General features: G+C 64.1%; 14 protein-coding genes. 5 read left to right on the top strand and 9 right to left on the bottom strand.

The window, feature by feature from the left end; genetic code table 11:
- Positions 1–50: 50 nt before the first annotated feature.
- Positions 51–890 (bottom strand): universal stress protein, encoded by an 840-nt coding sequence (locus tag A3AS_RS0119510; protein WP_018319251.1) that lies wholly within the window; start codon positions 888–890, stop codon positions 51–53.
- A gap of 194 nt (positions 891–1,084) precedes the next feature.
- Here A3AS_RS0119510 and A3AS_RS0119505 point away from each other — a divergent pair, with 194 nt between their 5' ends.
- Positions 1,085–2,617 carry a bifunctional aminoglycoside phosphotransferase/ATP-binding protein gene (locus A3AS_RS0119505; RefSeq protein ID WP_018319250.1) on the top strand — a complete coding sequence of 511 codons (1,533 nt, stop codon included), beginning with the start codon at positions 1,085–1,087 and terminating at the stop codon, positions 2,615–2,617.
- A gap of 25 nt (positions 2,618–2,642) precedes the next feature.
- Positions 2,643–3,614 (top strand): CHAD domain-containing protein, encoded by a 972-nt coding sequence (locus A3AS_RS0119500; RefSeq protein ID WP_018319249.1) that lies wholly within the window; start codon positions 2,643–2,645, stop codon positions 3,612–3,614.
- On the opposite strand, the gene A3AS_RS0119495 is transcribed toward A3AS_RS0119500, so the two are convergent.
- Positions 3,611–5,461 (bottom strand): alpha/beta hydrolase, encoded by a 1,851-nt coding sequence (locus A3AS_RS0119495; protein ID WP_018319248.1) that lies wholly within the window; start codon positions 5,459–5,461, stop codon positions 3,611–3,613. The genes A3AS_RS0119500 and A3AS_RS0119495 overlap by 4 nt on opposite strands.
- A 213-nt stretch (positions 5,462–5,674) precedes the next feature.
- Here A3AS_RS0119495 and A3AS_RS0119490 point away from each other — a divergent pair, with 213 nt between their 5' ends.
- Positions 5,675–6,403 (top strand): CBS domain-containing protein, encoded by a 729-nt coding sequence (locus A3AS_RS0119490; protein ID WP_018319247.1) that lies wholly within the window; start codon positions 5,675–5,677, stop codon positions 6,401–6,403.
- A 25-nt stretch (positions 6,404–6,428) separates the two neighbouring features.
- Here A3AS_RS0119490 and A3AS_RS0119485 read toward each other — a convergent pair whose 3' ends face one another.
- The 3 genes from A3AS_RS0119485 to A3AS_RS0119475 form a co-directional block, all read right to left on the bottom strand.
- Positions 6,429–6,887: a RidA family protein gene (locus tag A3AS_RS0119485; RefSeq protein ID WP_018319246.1), complete on the bottom strand. Its 459-nt coding sequence runs from the start codon at positions 6,885–6,887 to the stop codon at positions 6,429–6,431.
- 21 nt (positions 6,888–6,908) lie between these two features.
- Positions 6,909–8,600 (bottom strand): benzoate-CoA ligase family protein, encoded by a 1,692-nt coding sequence (locus tag A3AS_RS0119480; RefSeq protein WP_018319245.1) that lies wholly within the window; start codon positions 8,598–8,600, stop codon positions 6,909–6,911.
- A 137-nt stretch (positions 8,601–8,737) separates the two neighbouring features.
- Positions 8,738–9,256, bottom strand: coding sequence for a MarR family winged helix-turn-helix transcriptional regulator (locus A3AS_RS0119475; protein ID WP_018319244.1), 519 nt, complete (start codon positions 9,254–9,256; stop codon positions 8,738–8,740).
- A gap of 252 nt (positions 9,257–9,508) precedes the next feature.
- Here A3AS_RS0119475 and A3AS_RS0119470 point away from each other — a divergent pair, with 252 nt between their 5' ends.
- Together A3AS_RS0119470 and A3AS_RS0119465 are read left to right on the top strand one after the other, a co-directional pair.
- Positions 9,509–10,684, top strand: coding sequence for an ABC transporter substrate-binding protein (locus tag A3AS_RS0119470; RefSeq protein ID WP_026202153.1), 1,176 nt, complete (start codon positions 9,509–9,511; stop codon positions 10,682–10,684).
- A 30-nt stretch (positions 10,685–10,714) separates the two neighbouring features.
- The gene (locus tag A3AS_RS0119465) at positions 10,715–11,173 is read left to right on the top strand and encodes a cupin domain-containing protein (RefSeq protein WP_018319243.1); all 459 of its coding nucleotides are present in this window, start codon (positions 10,715–10,717) and stop codon (positions 11,171–11,173) included.
- 9 nt (positions 11,174–11,182) lie between these two features.
- On the opposite strand, the gene A3AS_RS0119460 is transcribed toward A3AS_RS0119465, so the two are convergent.
- From A3AS_RS0119460 to A3AS_RS0119445, 4 genes are all read right to left on the bottom strand, one after another.
- Positions 11,183–12,433, bottom strand: a complete 1,251-nt coding sequence (locus tag A3AS_RS0119460) for a flavin-dependent oxidoreductase (protein WP_018319242.1) — start codon at positions 12,431–12,433, stop codon at positions 11,183–11,185.
- Positions 12,434–12,488: 55 nt separating this feature from the next.
- A complete protein-coding gene (locus A3AS_RS0119455; RefSeq protein WP_018319241.1) occupies positions 12,489–14,840 on the bottom strand; it encodes a bifunctional salicylyl-CoA 5-hydroxylase/oxidoreductase in 2,352 nt (783 codons plus the stop codon).
- Between the two features lie 97 nt (positions 14,841–14,937).
- Positions 14,938–15,774, bottom strand: a complete 837-nt coding sequence (locus tag A3AS_RS0119450; RefSeq protein WP_018319240.1) for an enoyl-CoA hydratase family protein — start codon at positions 15,772–15,774, stop codon at positions 14,938–14,940.
- Positions 15,775–15,817: 43 nt separating this feature from the next.
- Positions 15,818–16,579 (bottom strand): SDR family NAD(P)-dependent oxidoreductase, encoded by a 762-nt coding sequence (locus tag A3AS_RS0119445; protein ID WP_018319239.1) that lies wholly within the window; start codon positions 16,577–16,579, stop codon positions 15,818–15,820.
- Positions 16,580–16,662 lie beyond the last annotated feature (83 nt).

Raw genomic sequence — 16,662 nt, 5'->3', positions numbered from 1 at the left:
GGTCAGCGGCGGTTCCGATGGTTGACGATCAGGCTGGGAAGATGGCGAGCCTAGTGCGAGATCATAACCCAGCACGGTGGCTGGCCAATGACGGTCTTTGTCACACCGCCCCACACGATCTCGTTCAGGCGTGAATGATGGTAGGCGCCCATCACGATCGCATCCATGCCGTGGGAATTCGCCCAGCTTCCCAGTACCTTGCCGATCGAGCTGCCGTTGCCGGTCACCGTTTCGAAGGAGGCATAGACCCCGTGTTCCCTGAGATGATCGACGAGAGCCGCGCCGGATTGCACGACTGCGTCATCCCTGTCCTGCGTTACCGTCACCACACGGACCACGCTGGCGGCCTGAAGAATCGGCAAGGCGTCGCCGACCGCACGCGCAGCGCGGGCAGAATGATCCCAGGCGATCATGACGTTCTCGAATTCCGGCCGCAACTGCTCCGCATGCTGCTCCGGGCAGAGCAGCAGCGGCCGCCCGGATTCGAACAGGAAAGTTTCGATGATGTGCTCCGTTCGGCTGTCGTGCGGCTTCACGGGAAACAGCGTGAGATCGCTGAAACGGGCATGCTCGGCCAGGATCGCCGCGATCTCCTCCGCCGGCACCTTGCCCGTTCGGCTCTGGGCGCGAATGTTGGCGCGGGACGCCGCTTTGGTGAAGGCATCGAGGAGCTGCTGCGTGTCGTTCGCCTCACGCGAACTGACGGCCTCCGCGGAATCGCGGTCATGGGGCAGCATCACTTTCGGCCGCTCGAAAACGTCTTCCTCGAGCGCGAGCGCCGTGATCCTGGCGCCGAGGTCGGCGGCGACGGCCACACATTTCTCGATCGCAACCAGGGCCGATCCGCGCGGCTGGCCGACAAGCGGCAGAAAGACATCCTTGATGGGCATCGGGATTCTCCTTGGCCGCCACAATAGGCCGGCTTTGGTCGAGAGGCTTGATCCTCGTCAAGCCAAGAAAACCTCGTCCAGTCCACCAGTAACTGGCGTTAACCGACGTCAAGGACTGGCCGCGATCTGCTTCTAAGGATTACCTTGGTCGGCGGACGGGCCGCCTTCCGACGCATCTGGATGTGCCAGCGGGAATGACAAACGATTCTGCGACCCAGGACCGGATCTTTGCGGCTCTAACCGATTCTGCCGTGCATCCTGACGTGAGGCGGATCGATACGCACGCAGCTTCCGTGTTCCTCGACGGCAAGCGCGCGTTGAAGATCAAGCGCGCCGTGCAGTTTCCCTTCCTCGATTATTCGACGCTCGAGAAGCGCAAGGCGGCCTGCGAGGAGGAAATCCGGATCAACCGGCCGCTGGCGCCCCAGATCTACCACCGGGTCGTGGCGATCACCGAGGAGGCGGACGGCTCGGTGCAGGTCGACGGTCCCGGCCGGCCGATCGAGTATGCGGTGGAGATGGCGCGCTTCGACGAAAACCGGACGCTCGATCATCTGGCAAAGGCCGGCCCGCTGGATGCAGCCCTTGCCTCGGCTGCCGCCGACGCGATCGTGGCTTCCCACGGCGCGGCGACACGCGCCGACGGCGAAGCATGGGTCGCCTCCATCCCCGCCCTGATCGACGGCAACGATAACGGTCTGCGGGCCGGCGGCCATTTCAACGCGGCAGACGTCGACAAGCTCGGCAAAGCCTCCCACGAGGCATTTTTGCGTGTTCGTCCGCTGCTCGCAGAGCGCGGCGGTCAAGGCTTCGTGCGCCGCTGCCATGGCGATCTGCATCTCGCAAACATCGTTCTGATCGACGACCGGCCGGTGCTGTTCGACGCCATCGAGTTCGATGCGCAGATAACAACCGTCGACGTGCTTTACGATCTCGCATTCACGCTGATGGACCTGTTGCACCACGATCAGCCAGATGCGGCCAACATCGTCCTGAACCGCTATCTCGCCGTGACGCCGGCCGACAATCTCGACGCGCTCTCGGCCCTGCCGCTGTTGATGTCCATCCGGGCGGCGATCCGCGCCCAGGTAGCCCTGGCACGGCTGAAGCCGCCGCATTCCGATGACCCCGGCATCCTTGACCAGGCACAGCGTTATTTTGACCTCGCCAGGACGCTGCTCCATCCTGCCGCCCCGCGCCTGATTGCGGTCGGCGGCCTGTCAGGCACCGGCAAGACGGTCCTGGCGCTCGCGCTCGCGCCCTTCGTCGCACCGCCCCCGGGAGCAATCGTGCTGCGCAGCGACCTCGTCCGCAAGCAGATGTTCGGGGTCGAGGACACGCACCGCCTGCCGCCGTCCGCCTACACGCCGGAGCACGCGGCCCGCGTCTACTACACGCTGGCTCAGCACGCCCGGCGGGTGCTGGCGCAGGGCCACTCGGCGATCATCGACGGCGTCTTCGCCCGCGAGGACGAACGGGACGCGATCGCCACACTGGCGCGGGAGCGCAATGTGCCCCTGAACGGCCTGTTTCTGGTTGCGGACCTCGCGACCCGGCAGATGCGGATCGGAAGTCGCCGGGGAGACGCATCCGACGCCACGCAAGAGGTTGCTGCGCAGCAAGAGCACTATAATATCGGTCACGTCGGCTGGGCGACCATCGATGCATCCGGGACACAAGCGCAGACGCTCCAGAACTGCCGGGACGCGATCGCTGAAAGCAAATAAGGCAATCTGATTGGCGCGGACAAAGATGGCGCGACCCACCACGACCTCGACGGCCGTTCGCGCCACGCCGGCGGCGCGGCGCAATGCCCTGCCCGGCCGCCTCAGCCCCGGCATGGCCTGCGATACGGCGTTCCGCATCATCGCGCGCCGTCACCTCGATGCCGTGCTCGCCCAGCATGACGGCACCTGCCGCGGCGATCCCGACGCGCTGCACCAGATCCGGATCGCATTGACGCATCTGCGAACTGCCATCCGCTTCTTCTCGCCGATAGTCGACGACGCCCTGCGCCCGAAGGTCTGGGCCGAGCTAAAATGGCTGAACGGTCAGCTCGGCATGGTACGGGATCTCGACGTGGCGATCGAGCGGATCGTCGCCGAGAGTGGCGACAATCTCGCGGTGGTCGCCGAGCTTCAGCGTTGGGACGAAAAGCGCGCCGAGAGCCACCGCCTGCTGGCGCGCGCGCTGCAATCCGCGCGGTATCGCCGCCTTGTCGAGCAGACCTCGACCTGGATCGAGAGCGGCCCCTGGTCGACCCGGCGCAGCAAGGAAGCCATACGATTGCGCCGCTGCACGCTCGCCTATCACGCGACGGAGCGGCTGACCGAGTGGGAGACGGCGCTGCTCAAGAAGGCGCGAAAACTCCGCAAGCTCGACGTCGAGAAGCGCCACAAGCTGCGGATTCTCAACAAGCGGCTGACCTATTCGATCGAGTCGCTCCAGGACCTGTTCGCCGATGAATCGCTGACGAAACAGAAATCCATCCTCAAGAAATTGCGCAAGGCGCAACGGTCGCTCGGACGATTGAACGACGATGCGCGGGGACAGGCGCTGGCGGCGTCGTTGAACGGCGCCGGCGTCGAAGCCGGCAATCGATTCCGCAACCGCAAACGGGAAAAGAAGCTGTTGCGGACGGCGTCAACGGCCTACCGCAAACTGGACAAAACCAAACCCTTCCGCTCCTCGGACCTCGCACCGAATTCCGAGCCGGAGGTTTAAGTGTGGACGTAGTCCCCTGGCGCATCGGGCAGGCCGGGAGCGTCTCCAAGCCCGATCGGCGGCGGATCGCAGGGCGCACCGGAGCGCGCCGCCAGCCATTTGGTCCATTCCGGCCACCACGACCCTTCAACGCGCGGAGCCAGCTTCAGCCATTCGTCCGCACCGACATAGGGCGCGTCCTCGGCCTTGCTCAGCACTTGATAGCTGTGGCCGGGCTCGTCGGGAGGCGCGACGACGCCGGCATTGTGACCGCCGCTGGTCAACAGGAACGTCACGTCGGCATCGACCTGGTAGTGAATCTTGTAGACGGATCGCCACGGCGCGACGTGATCGGCCAGCGTGCCGACCACGAACATCGGGGCGTGAAGATCGGACAGCGAAACGTTCCTGCCGCCGACGTGATAGCGCCCGCCGGCCAGATCGTTGTCGAGGAACAGCTTTCGCAGATATTCCGAATGCATGCGGTAAGGCAGCCGCGTTGCGTCCGCGTTCCACGCCATCAGATCGCTCGGTGGCGCGCCCTCACCCATCAGATAGTCGTGCGACAGCCGCGACCAGATCAGTTCGTTGGAGCGCAGCAGCTGAAAGGCGCCGGCCATCTGGGTCGTGTCGAGGTAACCGCGCTGCCACATCATGTCTTCGAGAAAGGCGACCTGGCTCTCATTGATGAAGAGCGTCAGCTCTCCGGCCTCGGTGAAGTCTGTCTGGGCGGCAAGGAGAGTAACGGTGCCAAGGCGCTTATCACCGTCACGCTCCATCGCGGCGGCAGCGATCGACAGCAATGTACCTCCCAGACAATAGCCGAGCGTATGGATCTTCCGACCCGGCATAACGCGGCCGATCATGTCCAGCGCCGCCATGACCCCCAGCCTGCGATAGTCGTCGAAGGCGAGATCCCGATCCGTCGCATCCGGGTTGCGCCAGGAGACCGCGAACACGGTGAAACCCTGACCCGTCAGATATCTGACCAGCGAGTTCTGAGGCGAGAGATCGAGGATGTAGTACTTCATGATCCAGGCCGGCACGATCAGGATCGGCTCTGGTCGCACCTGCGCCGTGGTCGGATGGTATTGGATCAGCTCGATCAGCGCGTTACGGTAGACGACCTTGCCGGGCGACGCCGCCACCGACCTGCCGACCACAAACTGCTCGCCGTCCGCCAGTTTCGAGGCGGACAGCAGGCGCATCAAGTCACTGCACCAGTTCTGCCAACCGAAGACAAAGTTCTCGCCGCCGCTCTGGAACGCCTTCTCCAGGACTTTCGGATTGTTCGCCGCGAAATTCGACGGCGCCAGCATGTCAAGCATCTGGCGCATCGAGAACTCGACGATGGCCTCATTGGCGTGCGACACGCCGCGCACGCCGGTCGCCGCATCCCGCCACCAGCGCTCTGTGAGCAGAAATGCCTGCGCCAACAGATTGAACGGCGCGGTCTCCCATTGCGGTCCGCTGAAGCGGCGATCGCGTCCCTGCGGCTGGATCACAGACCACGGCTTTTGCTCCGGTGACGCCGCGTGCGCGGCGGCTTCCGCCAGCCGGCCGGTGTCGCGCAGGATGCTGCGGACAATCTCCATCTGGCGCTGCGGCGCCGCAGCCAGATGCGAACTCCAGTCGAGCCAGGCCAGCGACAAGGCCAGCGGCGAAATCCCGCCTGTGAATCGCGCCAGCATCGCGTGAAATGCGCGGTCGAGAGGATATGGCTCCGATGCAGGCGGCGGATCGGCGGCAGGCATTCCGGCGGGTATTTCGGGGCTCACCGTCGAGGCTTCGGGAGCAGCGACGGGATTGACGGGAAGAGCCTGCGCCGCCGGCACTTCGGCCCGTGGAAAGATCTGCACGACGCTCATGGCTCAATGTTCCCGAGGGGCTTCTGGTCTACGTCGGCGGCAGGATATGACGAGGCTTCGCAGAGGCGTTGAGCTGCATCAAATCCGGGGCGCGGATCACGATTGCTTAATCAGGACGGACGGGCCTCGTCCGATTGACCTGAGTCAAGCCGCACCCTGATGTCCGCGCTAGTTTTCGCGCATCGAATTTCGATAGAGCCAGCGGAGTTGCCCATGCGCGCCCACCAGATCATGACCCGGTCGGTCATCTCGGTTACCCCCGACACAAGCATCGTCGAGGCGGCAAATATCATGCTGAAGCGGCATGTCAGCGGTCTCACGGTGGTCGACGATACCGGCAAGCTGGTCGGCGTCGTGTCGGAAGGAGATTTCATCCGCCGCAGCGAAATCGGCACCGGGCGCAAGCGCGGACGCTGGCTGCGGTTCATCCTTGGTCCGGGCAAGTCGGCCAGCGATTTCGTCCACGAGCACGGCCGCAAGGTCGCGGAGGTGATGACCGACACGGTCGTCACCATCACGGAGGATACGGCGCTCGCCGAGATCGTCGACCTCATGGAGCGGAACAACGTGAAGCGGCTGCCGTTGGTGCGCGGCGACAAGGTCGTCGGGATCGTATCCCGCGCCAATCTGCTGCAGGCGGTGGCGGGGCTCGCCCGCGAAGTGCGTGATCCGACGGCGGATGACGACCACATTCGCAGCCGCATCATCGACACCATGGAGAAGAACGACTGGTGCCCGTTCGGGCTGAACGTCATCGTCCGCGACGGCATCGTTCATCTCAGCGGCGTCATCACCGAAGAGCGCACGCGGCAGGCCGCGATCGTCGCAGCCGAGAACGTCGATGGCGTGAAGAAGGTGCACGACCATCTGTGCTGGGTCGACACCATGTCGGGCGTCTATCTGAACTCGCCCGAGGACGACGAGCTCGCCAAGGCCAGCTGACAAGGCGAGCTGAGCCAAGCGCGATTCAGTGCGGAATGACGGCAGTGGCCTCGATCTCGACGCGCGCCGCCTTCTCCACGAGGCGCACCACCTGCACCAGCGCCATCGCCGGGTAATTTGCGCCGAAGATGGCACGGTAGACCTTGCCGAGCTCCTTCAGGTTGGACAGGTACTCGTCCATGTCGACGACGTACCAGGTCAACCGCACGAGGTGCTCGGGCCTCGCGCCTGCCTCAGCCAAGATCGCGGCGATGTTACTCAAGGTCTGCGCCACCTGCGCGACAAAGCCGTCGGCAAGACGCTCTTCGGCATCCCAGCCGATCACCCCGCCCGTGACGACGATGCGCCCCTCAGCGGCCATGCCATTGGCATAGCCCTTCGGCATCGGCCACCCCGACGGCTGGAGCACCTGCACCCGCGAGCGGGTGTCATCCTCGGCTGCTGTCGGCAGCACCGCGAGTTGCGGGCCTTTCGGCGTCGTCACGGACAATTCTTCATCCCTCTCTCATTCCGCCGCGACGCCTGAGGACGTCGCCGCGGCCTGCGCCAGTTGCCGCAAGGCAAAGCGCTTCAATTTTCCGGTCTCGGTCTTGGGTAGTTGCGTCACGAATTCGATGGCACGCGGATATTTATACGGCGCGATCTCGCGTTTGACATGTTCCTGCAACTCGGTCACGAGCTCTGCGTCCGGTGTCACGCCGGGCGTCGCGACGACATAGGCCTTCACGATCATGCCGCGCGCCTCGTCGGGGGCGCCGACCACGCCGCACTCGGCGACCGCCGGATGCGTGAGCAGCGCCGCCTCGACGTCGGTGCCCGCGATATTGTAGCCGGCCGACACGATCATGTCGTCGGAGCGAGACTGGTACCAGAAATAGCCGTCGCTATCCATCAGGTAGGTGTCGCCGGTGATATTCCAGCCATTCTTGACGTATTTGCGCTGCCGCTCGTCGGCGAGATAGCGGCATCCGGTCGGCCCGCGCACCGCGAGGTTCCCCATCGTGCGCGGCGGCAAATCGTGGCCGTCATCGTCGACGATCTTGGCCTCATAGCCCGGCACGGGCTTGCCCGTTGCGCCGGGGCGGATCTCGTCCTCGATCGCGCTGATGAAGATGTGCAGCAATTCAGTCGAGCCGATGCCGTCCATCAGCTTGATCCCGGTCGCCTTGAGCCAGGCGTCGAAGGTCGGCTTGGGCAGCGTCTCGCCCGCGGAAACACATTTGCGAAGCGAGGAGATGTCGCGGCCCGGCAGCTTGCCGATCATCGCCCGGTAAGCGGTCGGCGCCGTGAAGCAGACCGTGGTCTTGTATTGCTCGATTGCCGTCAGCACGTCGTCGGGCGTCGTCTTCTCCAGCACCACGAAGGAGGCGCCGATATGCATCGGAAACAGCACGCCGCCGAAGCCGAAGGTGAACGCGAGCGGCGCCGAGCCGACGAAGCGATCCTTCTGTTCGGCTCGCAGGATGTTGCGCGCATAGCCGTCGCAGACCGCGAGCATGTCGCGGTGGAAATGCATGGTGCCCTTGGGATCGCCTGTCGTGCCGGACGTAAAGGCGATCAGACAGACGTCGTCGGAGGCGGTATCGACGGCCTTGAACTCCGGGCTCGCGTCAGCGCTGAGCGCTTCGAGCGAGTCCGCCGCGCCATTGCCCCAATAAACAACTCGCTTGAGAATTGGCGCCGCAGCCTTTGCCCTCTCCATCTCCTCGGCGAGCTTTCCGTCGCACAGCGCGAGCGCAATCTCCGCCTTCTGGATCGGGTAGGACAGCTCCTTGGCGCGCAAGAGCGGCATCGTGGCCACGACAATGCCACCGGCCTTGATGACTGCGAGATAGGTCGCAACCATCATCGGGTTGTTGGCGGAGCGTAGCAGCACGCGACCGCCGGGGATGAGACCGAGCTTGCCGACCAGCACGTTGGCGATGCGGTTCACCAGCGCTTGCAGCTCGCGATAGGTGTAGCTGACGGCGGGACTGATGACGCAGGGCGCATCGCCATGGCCCTGCTCGACCCAGCGGTCGAGGAAATAACTGACGCAGTTCAGTCGCGGCGGATAGTGCAGTTCCGGCCGCGTGAAGATGAACTCGGGCCAGAGCTCGCGTGGCGGCAGATGCTGCCGCGCAAACGTATCGACATGGGCCGTCGCAGCGTTTCCGTCATGCGAGCCCGACACTTGAATCTTGGCGGCGTTGGCCATCGCACGCTCCTTTCAGCATGGATTGCACCCGGCAGCACGATCTGGGAAACATTTTAGGCTTAAAACAATTTGGCGCAATAGCGGATTTTGGGCATTCCGTGCTTTTTCCTGCGGCAAAAGGGATTGGGCGGCGGTGCTTACGGCCGGCGGCGCGCGGCCGATTTCTGCGCCGACGCCTTGGTCTTGGCGAGCAGCCGCATCAATTCGCGCACATCCTTCGGCGAAAGGTCGGCGAAGAGATCGGCGATCCAGGTCTCGTGCTCCGCGGCCATCTTGCGGAACTCGGCGCGACCGAGTTTCGTGAGGCGGATCACCTGGACCCGGCGATCCGTCTCCGAGGTCCGGCGATCGAGATGGCCGGATTCCACGAGGCGCTCGACGAGACCGGTGACATTGCCGTTCGACACCATCATCCGCTTGGAGACATCGGACAGCGTCATACCGTCAGGCGCCTTGTCGAGCTGCGCCATCAAATCGAAGCGGGGCAGCGTGACGTCGAACCGCTGCCGCAGCCGGCCGCGAACCTCGCCCTCGATCAGGGTGGTGCAGGTCAGAAGGCGCAGCCACAGCCGAAGCTCGTCGGCATGGTCTTCCGGCGTTTCGACGGCCTTGGTCTCGGAATCGAGCATCTCGGTGCGTTCACTCTCGGCGGGCATTGGCGCCGGCACGGATTCCCCAACATTTTGAGCTTCAAATAAATCGACGCCGGCCGCAAGTCCAAAGCTGCAACAATCGACCGCACGCCAATTTCTTTAGGCTTCAAATAATTGGCGCGCCGCTTGCATGCGCCGCTGCCCGCGGGATGACGACACTTTGAGCGCTGCTTGCCGCGGCCGCCATCATCAGCATAAGCTTGGATCAGAGTACGCGGCTTGCAACGCAAGCCCTGATGTCACGGGGGACAGATCATGAAGACGCAATTGACCTTGGCCGCAACAGCCCTGCTGCTCGGCACCGCCATGACCCCCGCCCTCGCCCAGGAGAAGATCAAGCTCGGGGTGATCGTGACCCTGTCGGGACCCGCCGCAGCGCTTGGCCAGCAGGTTCGCGACGGCTTTGCGCTCGCAGTAAAGGACCTCGGCAGCAAGATGGGCGGCCGTGACGTCGAGGTCGTCGTGGTCGATGACGAACTGAAGCCGGACGCGGCGGTGACCAAGGTCAAGGGTCTGCTCGAACGCGACAAGGTCGACTTCGTGATCGGCCCGATCTTCTCCAACATCCTGCAGGCGATCCACCGGCCCGTGACGGAATCGAAGACCTTTCTGATCAGCCCCAACGCCGGCCCGTCGACCTTTGCCGGCAAGGACTGCAACCCGTTCTTCTATGTGACCTCGTATCAGAACGATCAGGTGCACGAGATCCTCGGCAAGGTCGCGCAGGATCGCGGCTACAAGCGCATGTACCTGATGGTGCCGAACTATCAGGCCGGCAAGGATTCGGTGGCGGGCTTCAAGCTCGACTACAAGGGCGAGATCGTCGAGGAATCCTACATGCCGCTGAACACCCTGGACTTCCAGCCGGAGCTTTCCAAGATCTCCTCGCAAAAGCCCGACGCACTCTTTACGTTCATGCCCGGCGGTCTCGGCGTCAATCTCGTCAAGCAGTACCGGCAGGCCGGCCTCGCCGACAGCATTCCGGTGCTCTCGGCGTTCACGGTGGATGAATCGACGCTGCCGGCGCAGCAGGATGCGGCCGTCGGCATGTTCGGCGGCGCCAACTGGGCGCCCAATCTCGACAATGCCCAGAACAAGAAGTTCGTCGCGTCCTATGAAGCCGCCTATAACGTCGTACCCGGCACCTACGCCTTCCAGGCCTATGACGCCGCGATGCTGATCGACAGCGCGGTCAAGGCCGTGAAGGGCGACCTGTCGAACAAGGACGCGGTCCAGGCCGCGCTGAAGAAAGCCGACTTCACCTCGCTGCGCGGCACCTTCAAGTTCAACACCAACGGCTATCCGATCCAGGATTTTTATCTGACCAAGGTCGCCAAGCGTCCGGACGGTAAGTTCCAGACCGAGATCGTGCAGAAGGTCTTCGAGAATTACGGCGACCGCTACGCCAAGGACTGTAAGGCGGCGAACTAAAGCCGCGCGTCGCGTTAAGGGAGGACTTCAATGAGCAGCGAAATCACCGGCATTACCCGGGCCAACGAGGGGATCCAGGGTATTTCCTGGAACATCCTCGGCCAGACCTACGTGCCGAAGAGCAAGACCGAGCACAGCTTCTCCTGGCACGCGACATTGCCGCCGGGCACGTTCGTGCCGCCGCACATTCATCCCGACCAGGATGAATATCTCTACATGCTGGAGGGCAAGCTCGACTTCATGCTGGGCAATTCCGAGTCGCAGGCGACCGCCGGCGACCTGATCCGCCTCGGCATGGGCGTGCCGCACGGCATCTTCAACAAGTCGGAGCAGACCGCAAAGGTGCTGTTCTGGGTGTCACCGACCAAGAAGCTGTTCGACCTGTTCTGGGGCCTTCACAACATGAAGGAACAGAAGCCGGAGGACGTGGTGGCGATGGCCGCCGAGTTCAACATCCACTTCCTGCCGCCGCCTCCCGGCGCTGGCTAGCGGCAAGTCTCAAGCGCGCACCGCCGCAAGCCCCGGCACGGCGGCGAAGCCTGCCTTGGTGGCGTAGCCGCGCACGATGGCCTCGCGCTGGGAGTAGCTCAGCACGTTGTCGACATTGTCGAATCCATCAGGGGCGAGCTGCTCGACGGCGTCGATGACGCCCTCGGGGCCACCGCGCCGGTTGGAGCGGACGATATCGGCCGTCATCGGCAGGCGCTTCTTCTCGTATTCGAGCAGTGCCTGGCGCGGATGCTCGGCGCGCACCAGCGCGTCCGCAAGGCAGCGCGCATCGAGGATCGCCTGCGACGCCCCGTTGGAGCCGACCGGATACATGGGGTGCGCGGCATCGCCGAGCAGCGTGACACGTCCTGACGACCAGTAGGGCAAGGGATCGCGGTCGCAGGTCGGATATTCGTAGAATTCGGGCGTCGCCGAGATCAGGCTTTTGACGTCGACATAAGGCACCGAGAAGCGGGCGACGTGCGGCATCAGCTCCTCGCGGCGGCCCGGCCGCGACCAGTCTTCCTTCCGCGGCGGTGGCGCATTGCCCTCGCCCACCTTCACCAGCACGGCCCAGTTGGTCAGGCGGCTCGCCGAGCTCGATCCCTCCGCGATCGGATAAATCACCACCTTGGCATTGAGGCCGCCGGCCACGATCATCGATTTGCCGGTGAGGAACAGCGGCCAGTCGCGCGCACCGCGCCACAGCATCAGGCCGTTCCAGCACGGCGGACCTTCATTTGGGAACAGCGTCTCGCGGACGCGGGAGTGGATGCCGTCGGCGCCGATCAGGATGTCGCCGCGCGCGGTGTGGACATGCGCGCCGGCACGATCGAAGAAGTAGGCGGTGACGCCGCCCTCGTCCTGCGTGAACGCGCCGAGGCGGCAGCCGGTGTGGATTGCATCCACTCCGAGCCGCTCCTCGACCGCGCGATGGATGACGCCCTGAAGCCGGCCGCGATGAATCGAGAATTGGGGCACGTCGTGACCGGCGTCGATGCCGCGGGCTTCGCGCCAGACCTCCTGGCCGTGGCGGTTGAGATAGTAAAGCTGATCGGTGCGGATCGCGACATCGTCGAGCTTCTGGAGCAGGCCGAGTCCGGCAAGCTCGCGCATGGCGTGCGGCAACGTATTGATGCCGACGCCGAGCTCACGAATGGTGTCAGCCTGCTCGAAGATCTCGCATCCGATGCCACGCGAACGCAGCATCAGCGCCGTGGTGAGACCACCGATACCGCCACCGACGATAATCGCCTTCATCGCCCTTACTCCACTCGAAATATGCCAGGCAATGAGGTTAACGTCGCACGGGCGGTTACTCCGCCGCAAGCGGCTTTGTCGCCTCCGCCTTGAGCTCGGCCCGGGTTTTGGGCTTAGCCTTAATGCGCAGCTCCTCCAGATCCTGGCGGTCGCGGACGCTGTTGCGGAAAATTTGATCCTTCCCGGGCAGATATTGGGGCGGGCAGAATGCGCTTTCTGCCCCGTACCAGGCCGCCGCCCTCATGGTGAAGAACGGATCGACCAGATGCGGCCGCCCAAGCGCCACGAGATCCGCCCGGCCAGCAGCCAGGATGGTATTGGCCTGGTCCGCCGTCGTGATGTTGCCGACGCACATCGTGGCGACGCGCGCCTCATTGCGGACCTGATCCGAGAACGGCGTCTGGAACATGCGGCCGTAGATCGGCTGCGCGTCACGGACCGTCTGTCCCGTCGAGACGTCGACGAGATCGACACCAGCCTCGGCGAAAGCGCGCGCAACCGCCACCGCATCGTCGCCGGTGATGCCGCCGTCAGCCCAATCGGTCGCGGAGATACGTACCGACATCGGCTTGTGCGACGGCCAGACCGCGCGGAGCGCCTCGAAGATCTCGCGCGGGAAGCGTAGACGGTTGTCGAGCGAGCCGCCGTATTCGTCCGTCCTGGTGTTCGTCAGCGGCGAGATGAAGCTGGCGAGCAGATAGCCGTGGGCGCAGTGCAGCTCCAGCATGTCGAAGCCGCAGCGCTCGCCGCGCTCGGCCGCCGCGACGAAAGAGTCTCGCACCGCATTCATGCCGGCGCGATCGAGCTCGCGCGGCACCTGGCTGTCGGGGAAATAGGGTAGTGGCGATGCGGAGAACACGTCCCAGCCGCCTTCGTCCAGCGGGCGATCCATGCCGTCCCACATCAGCTTGGTCGCACCCTTGCGGCCGGCATGGCCGAGTTGCAGGCAGATTTTCGCGGCCGAATTGCCGTGGACAAAGTCCACGATGCGCCGCCACGCCGCCTCCTGCTCGTCGTTCCACAGGCCGGCACAGCCCGGCGTGATTCGGGCATCGTGGCTGACGCAGGTCATCTCCGTGAAGATGAGGCCGGCGCCACCGATCGCGCGCGATCCATAGTGCACGAGGTGGAAGTCGGTCGGCACGCCCTCTTTCGCCGAATACATGCACATCGGCGACATCACGGCGCGGTTGGCGACCTCCATCTCGCGCAGGCGGAACGGCTGGAACAACGGCACCGCCGGCTTTTTGATGTCGACGTCAAAGCCGCTGTCGCGAACCTGTTTGGCAAATGACTTCTCGACCTCGGCCACGAAATCGGGCGCGCGGAGCTTGAGATTGTCATAGGTGATCGCCTTCGAGCGCGTCATCACGCCGAAGGCAAACTGCACGGGATCAAAATTCCAGAAGCGGTCGACATGCTCGAACCAGACCAGCGAGACGTCGGCGGCGTGCTGCGTCTTCTCGACCTCCTCACGGCGGCCCTGCTCGTAGACATCAAGCGCCGCCTTGATGCTGGGAGCTTTCTCCATCGCATCGGCCAGCGCAATCGCGTCTTCCATCGCGAGCTTGGTGCCGGAGCCGATCGAAAAATGCGCGCTCGCCTTGGCATCGCCGAGCAGCACCATGTTGTCCTTGACCCAGCGCTTGCTGCGGATCATCGGGAAATTGCGCCACATCGAACGGTTGATGAGCAGCTTGTGCCCATCGAGGAACCAGCCAAAAATCTCGGCCATCCGCGCGGCGGACTGGGTCTCGTCCAGCCCCGTGAGGCCAGCCCGCTCGAACGTCTCGGGATCGGTCTCGAAGATCCAGGTCGAGTGTCCGGCCTCATACTGATAGGCGTGGGCGATGAACGGCCCCCACTCGGTCTCCTGGAAGATGAAGGTGAAGGCATCGAGCGGCTTGGTCGAGCCCATCCAGGCGAACTTGTTGGAGCGGAGGTCGACCTCTGGCTGGAAATGATCGATGTATTTCTCGCGGAAGCGGCTGTTGATGCCGTCGGCGATCAGGACGAGATCGGCATCGGCGAAGCGGGATTCGTCGTCGACGTCCACCTCGAAATGCAGGACGACGCCAAGCTCGCGGGCCCGCTCCTGAAGGATCAGGAGCAGCTTGCGCCGCGAGCAGCCGCAAAAGCCGTTACCGCCGACCCGGTGGACCGTGCCGCGAAAATGCACGGCGATGTCGTCCCAGTAGGCGAACTCCTGGGTGATGCGGCGATAGCTCGGCAGATCGTGTTTTTCAAAATTGTCCAGCGTGGCATCCGAGAACACCACGCCGAAGCCGAAGGTGTCGTCGGCCCGATTGCGCTCATACACCGTGATGTCGGCGCCCGGGCGCTGCTTCTTGAGCAGGATCGCAGCGTAAAGACCCGCAGGTCCGCCACCGATGATCGCGACTTTCATGGGAGCCTCGCCAATTCACCCGGCCATGAAACTATTTTAAGCCTAAAATAATTTCGCGCAAGTCCCCCCTTGCTGGCCGGCTCGGACAAAGACGCCGTTAGTCGCCCCTGAAGACCGGCTTGACCTTGTTGGCGAAGGCCTCGAAGGCGCGCTCGAAATCGGCCGTGGTCATGCACAGGGCCTGGGCAACCGCTTCCGCCTCGATCGCCTCCTCCACCGACATGGCCCATTCCATCGCCAGCATCCGCTTGGTCATGGTGTTGGCGAAGGTAGGCCCTTCCGCGATCTGCTTGGCCAGGACCTGCGCCTGGGACAGCACCTGCTCCGACGTCACGATGCGGCTGAAGAAGCCCCAGCGCTCACCCTCCTCCGCGGTCATGAACCGGCCGGTATAGAGCAGCTCGGAGGCGCGGGACTGTCCGATGATCCGCGGCAGGATCGCGCAGGCGCCCATGTCGCAACCGGCGAGGCCCACCTTGTTGAACAGGAACGCGACCTTGGCCCCGCTCGCCGCGAGACGCATGTCCGAGGCCATGGCGACGATCGCACCAGCCCCGGCACAGATGCCCTCGACCGCGGCTATGATCGGCTGCGGGCAGGCCCGCATCGCCTTGACGAGGTCACCGGTCATCCGCGTGAAGGCCGTCAGCCCCTTGGTGTCCATCTTTACCAGCGGGCCGATGATCTCGAACACGTCACCACCGGACGAGAAATTGCCGCCAGCGCCGGTGACGACGATGGATTTGACCTCGTCGTCGAAGGCGCAAGCGCGGAAGAAATCGGTCAGTTCCCGGTAGCTTTCAAACGTCAGCGGATTCTTTCGTTCGGGCCGGTTGAGCGTGACCGTCGCGACGCCGTCGACCACCGCCAGCACGAAGTGCTGCGGCGAATAGTCCGCGAGCGGAATGGTGACGGGATTTGCTGGTCTGCTCATGCGATCTCCTTGGCTTCGTTGTTCCGCGCCTGCGCCATTCACGCTAGACCTCGCCCCCGGCCACGGCAATCGCCTGCCCGGTGATCGCGCCGGCGCCCTCGCCGCACAACCAGAGCACCGCGTCTGCCACTTCCCGAGGTGCGATCAGGCGTCCTTGCGGATTGTGTTTCGCGAGCTCTGCGATCGCCTGCTCGCGACTACGCCCCGTCTTGTTCATGATGTTCTCGATGCTGCCCGCGACGAGATCGGTGTCGGTGAAGCCGGGACACACCGCGTTCACGGTGACATTGCTTCCGGCCATCTCGATGGCAAGGGAGCGCACCAGACCGATCACGGCATGCTTGGCCGCGCTGTATGCGCTGACATAGGCGTAGCCCTTCAGCCCCGCCGTCGACGCGACCGCGACAATTCGGCCATAGGGACGATCTTTCATGCCCGGCAGCACAGCACGGACGGCGTGGACCACGCCCATGAAATTGACATCCATCATGCGCGCAAAAAGAGCGGCGTCAGACTTCGCGAATGGCGCCGATTCGGCGCTGCCTGCATTGGCAATCAGGATATCAATCGGCTGCCGCGCGCTGGCCTCGCTAATAGCAGCCTTCAACGACGTTTCGTCCGAAACATCGGCAACGGCCGCAAAATGCGCGGCGCCGGCGTCGACCGCCTCCGCAAGAGTCGCGGCATTCCGGCCAAGCACCGTCACGATGGCCCCGGCACCGACAAGAGACGCCGCGATCGCGCGGCCGATGCCGCGGCCACCACCGGTCACCAGTGCGTGCGGCGAGTGCGGCAATCCGGACATGCGCAGGCTCCCTCGGATCCAATGATCGTTCCTCCGATATATTTTAACCTTCAAATTTTTGCAACGAAAGCGGCGCTCGTCAC

Source organism: Bradyrhizobium sp. WSM2793, assembly GCF_000379585.1.
Taxonomy (GTDB): Bacteria; Pseudomonadota; Alphaproteobacteria; order Rhizobiales; family Xanthobacteraceae; genus Bradyrhizobium.
The sequence above is the reverse complement of the archived record's forward strand: the minus strand, read 5'-3'. Positions and strand labels throughout refer to the sequence as shown.

What these genes read in the sequence shown, in the direction of transcription:
- A3AS_RS0119500 (WP_018319249.1), top strand. Translation starts at nt 2,643, where the DNA reads ATGGCGCGACCCACCACGACCTCGACGGCCGTTCGCGCCACGCCGGCG.
- A3AS_RS0119470 (WP_026202153.1), top strand. Translation starts at nt 9,509, where the DNA reads ATGAAGACGCAATTGACCTTGGCCGCAACAGCCCTGCTGCTCGGCACC.
- A3AS_RS0119460 (WP_018319242.1), bottom strand. Translation starts at nt 12,433, where the DNA reads ATGAAGGCGATTATCGTCGGTGGCGGTATCGGTGGTCTCACCACGGCG.
- A3AS_RS0119465 (WP_018319243.1), top strand. Translation starts at nt 10,715, where the DNA reads ATGAGCAGCGAAATCACCGGCATTACCCGGGCCAACGAGGGGATCCAG.
- A3AS_RS0119495 (WP_018319248.1), bottom strand. Translation starts at nt 5,461, where the DNA reads ATGAGCGTCGTGCAGATCTTTCCACGGGCCGAAGTGCCGGCGGCGCAG.
- A3AS_RS0119445 (WP_018319239.1), bottom strand. Translation starts at nt 16,579, where the DNA reads ATGTCCGGATTGCCGCACTCGCCGCACGCACTGGTGACCGGTGGTGGC.
- A3AS_RS0119480 (WP_018319245.1), bottom strand. Translation starts at nt 8,600, where the DNA reads ATGGCCAACGCCGCCAAGATTCAAGTGTCGGGCTCGCATGACGGAAAC.
- A3AS_RS0119450 (WP_018319240.1), bottom strand. Translation starts at nt 15,774, where the DNA reads ATGAGCAGACCAGCAAATCCCGTCACCATTCCGCTCGCGGACTATTCG.
- A3AS_RS0119505 (WP_018319250.1), top strand. Translation starts at nt 1,085, where the DNA reads ATGACAAACGATTCTGCGACCCAGGACCGGATCTTTGCGGCTCTAACC.
- A3AS_RS0119490 (WP_018319247.1), top strand. Translation starts at nt 5,675, where the DNA reads ATGCGCGCCCACCAGATCATGACCCGGTCGGTCATCTCGGTTACCCCC.
- A3AS_RS0119475 (WP_018319244.1), bottom strand. Translation starts at nt 9,256, where the DNA reads ATGCCCGCCGAGAGTGAACGCACCGAGATGCTCGATTCCGAGACCAAG.
- A3AS_RS0119455 (WP_018319241.1), bottom strand. Translation starts at nt 14,840, where the DNA reads ATGAAAGTCGCGATCATCGGTGGCGGACCTGCGGGTCTTTACGCTGCG.
- A3AS_RS0119510 (WP_018319251.1), bottom strand. Translation starts at nt 890, where the DNA reads ATGCCCATCAAGGATGTCTTTCTGCCGCTTGTCGGCCAGCCGCGCGGA.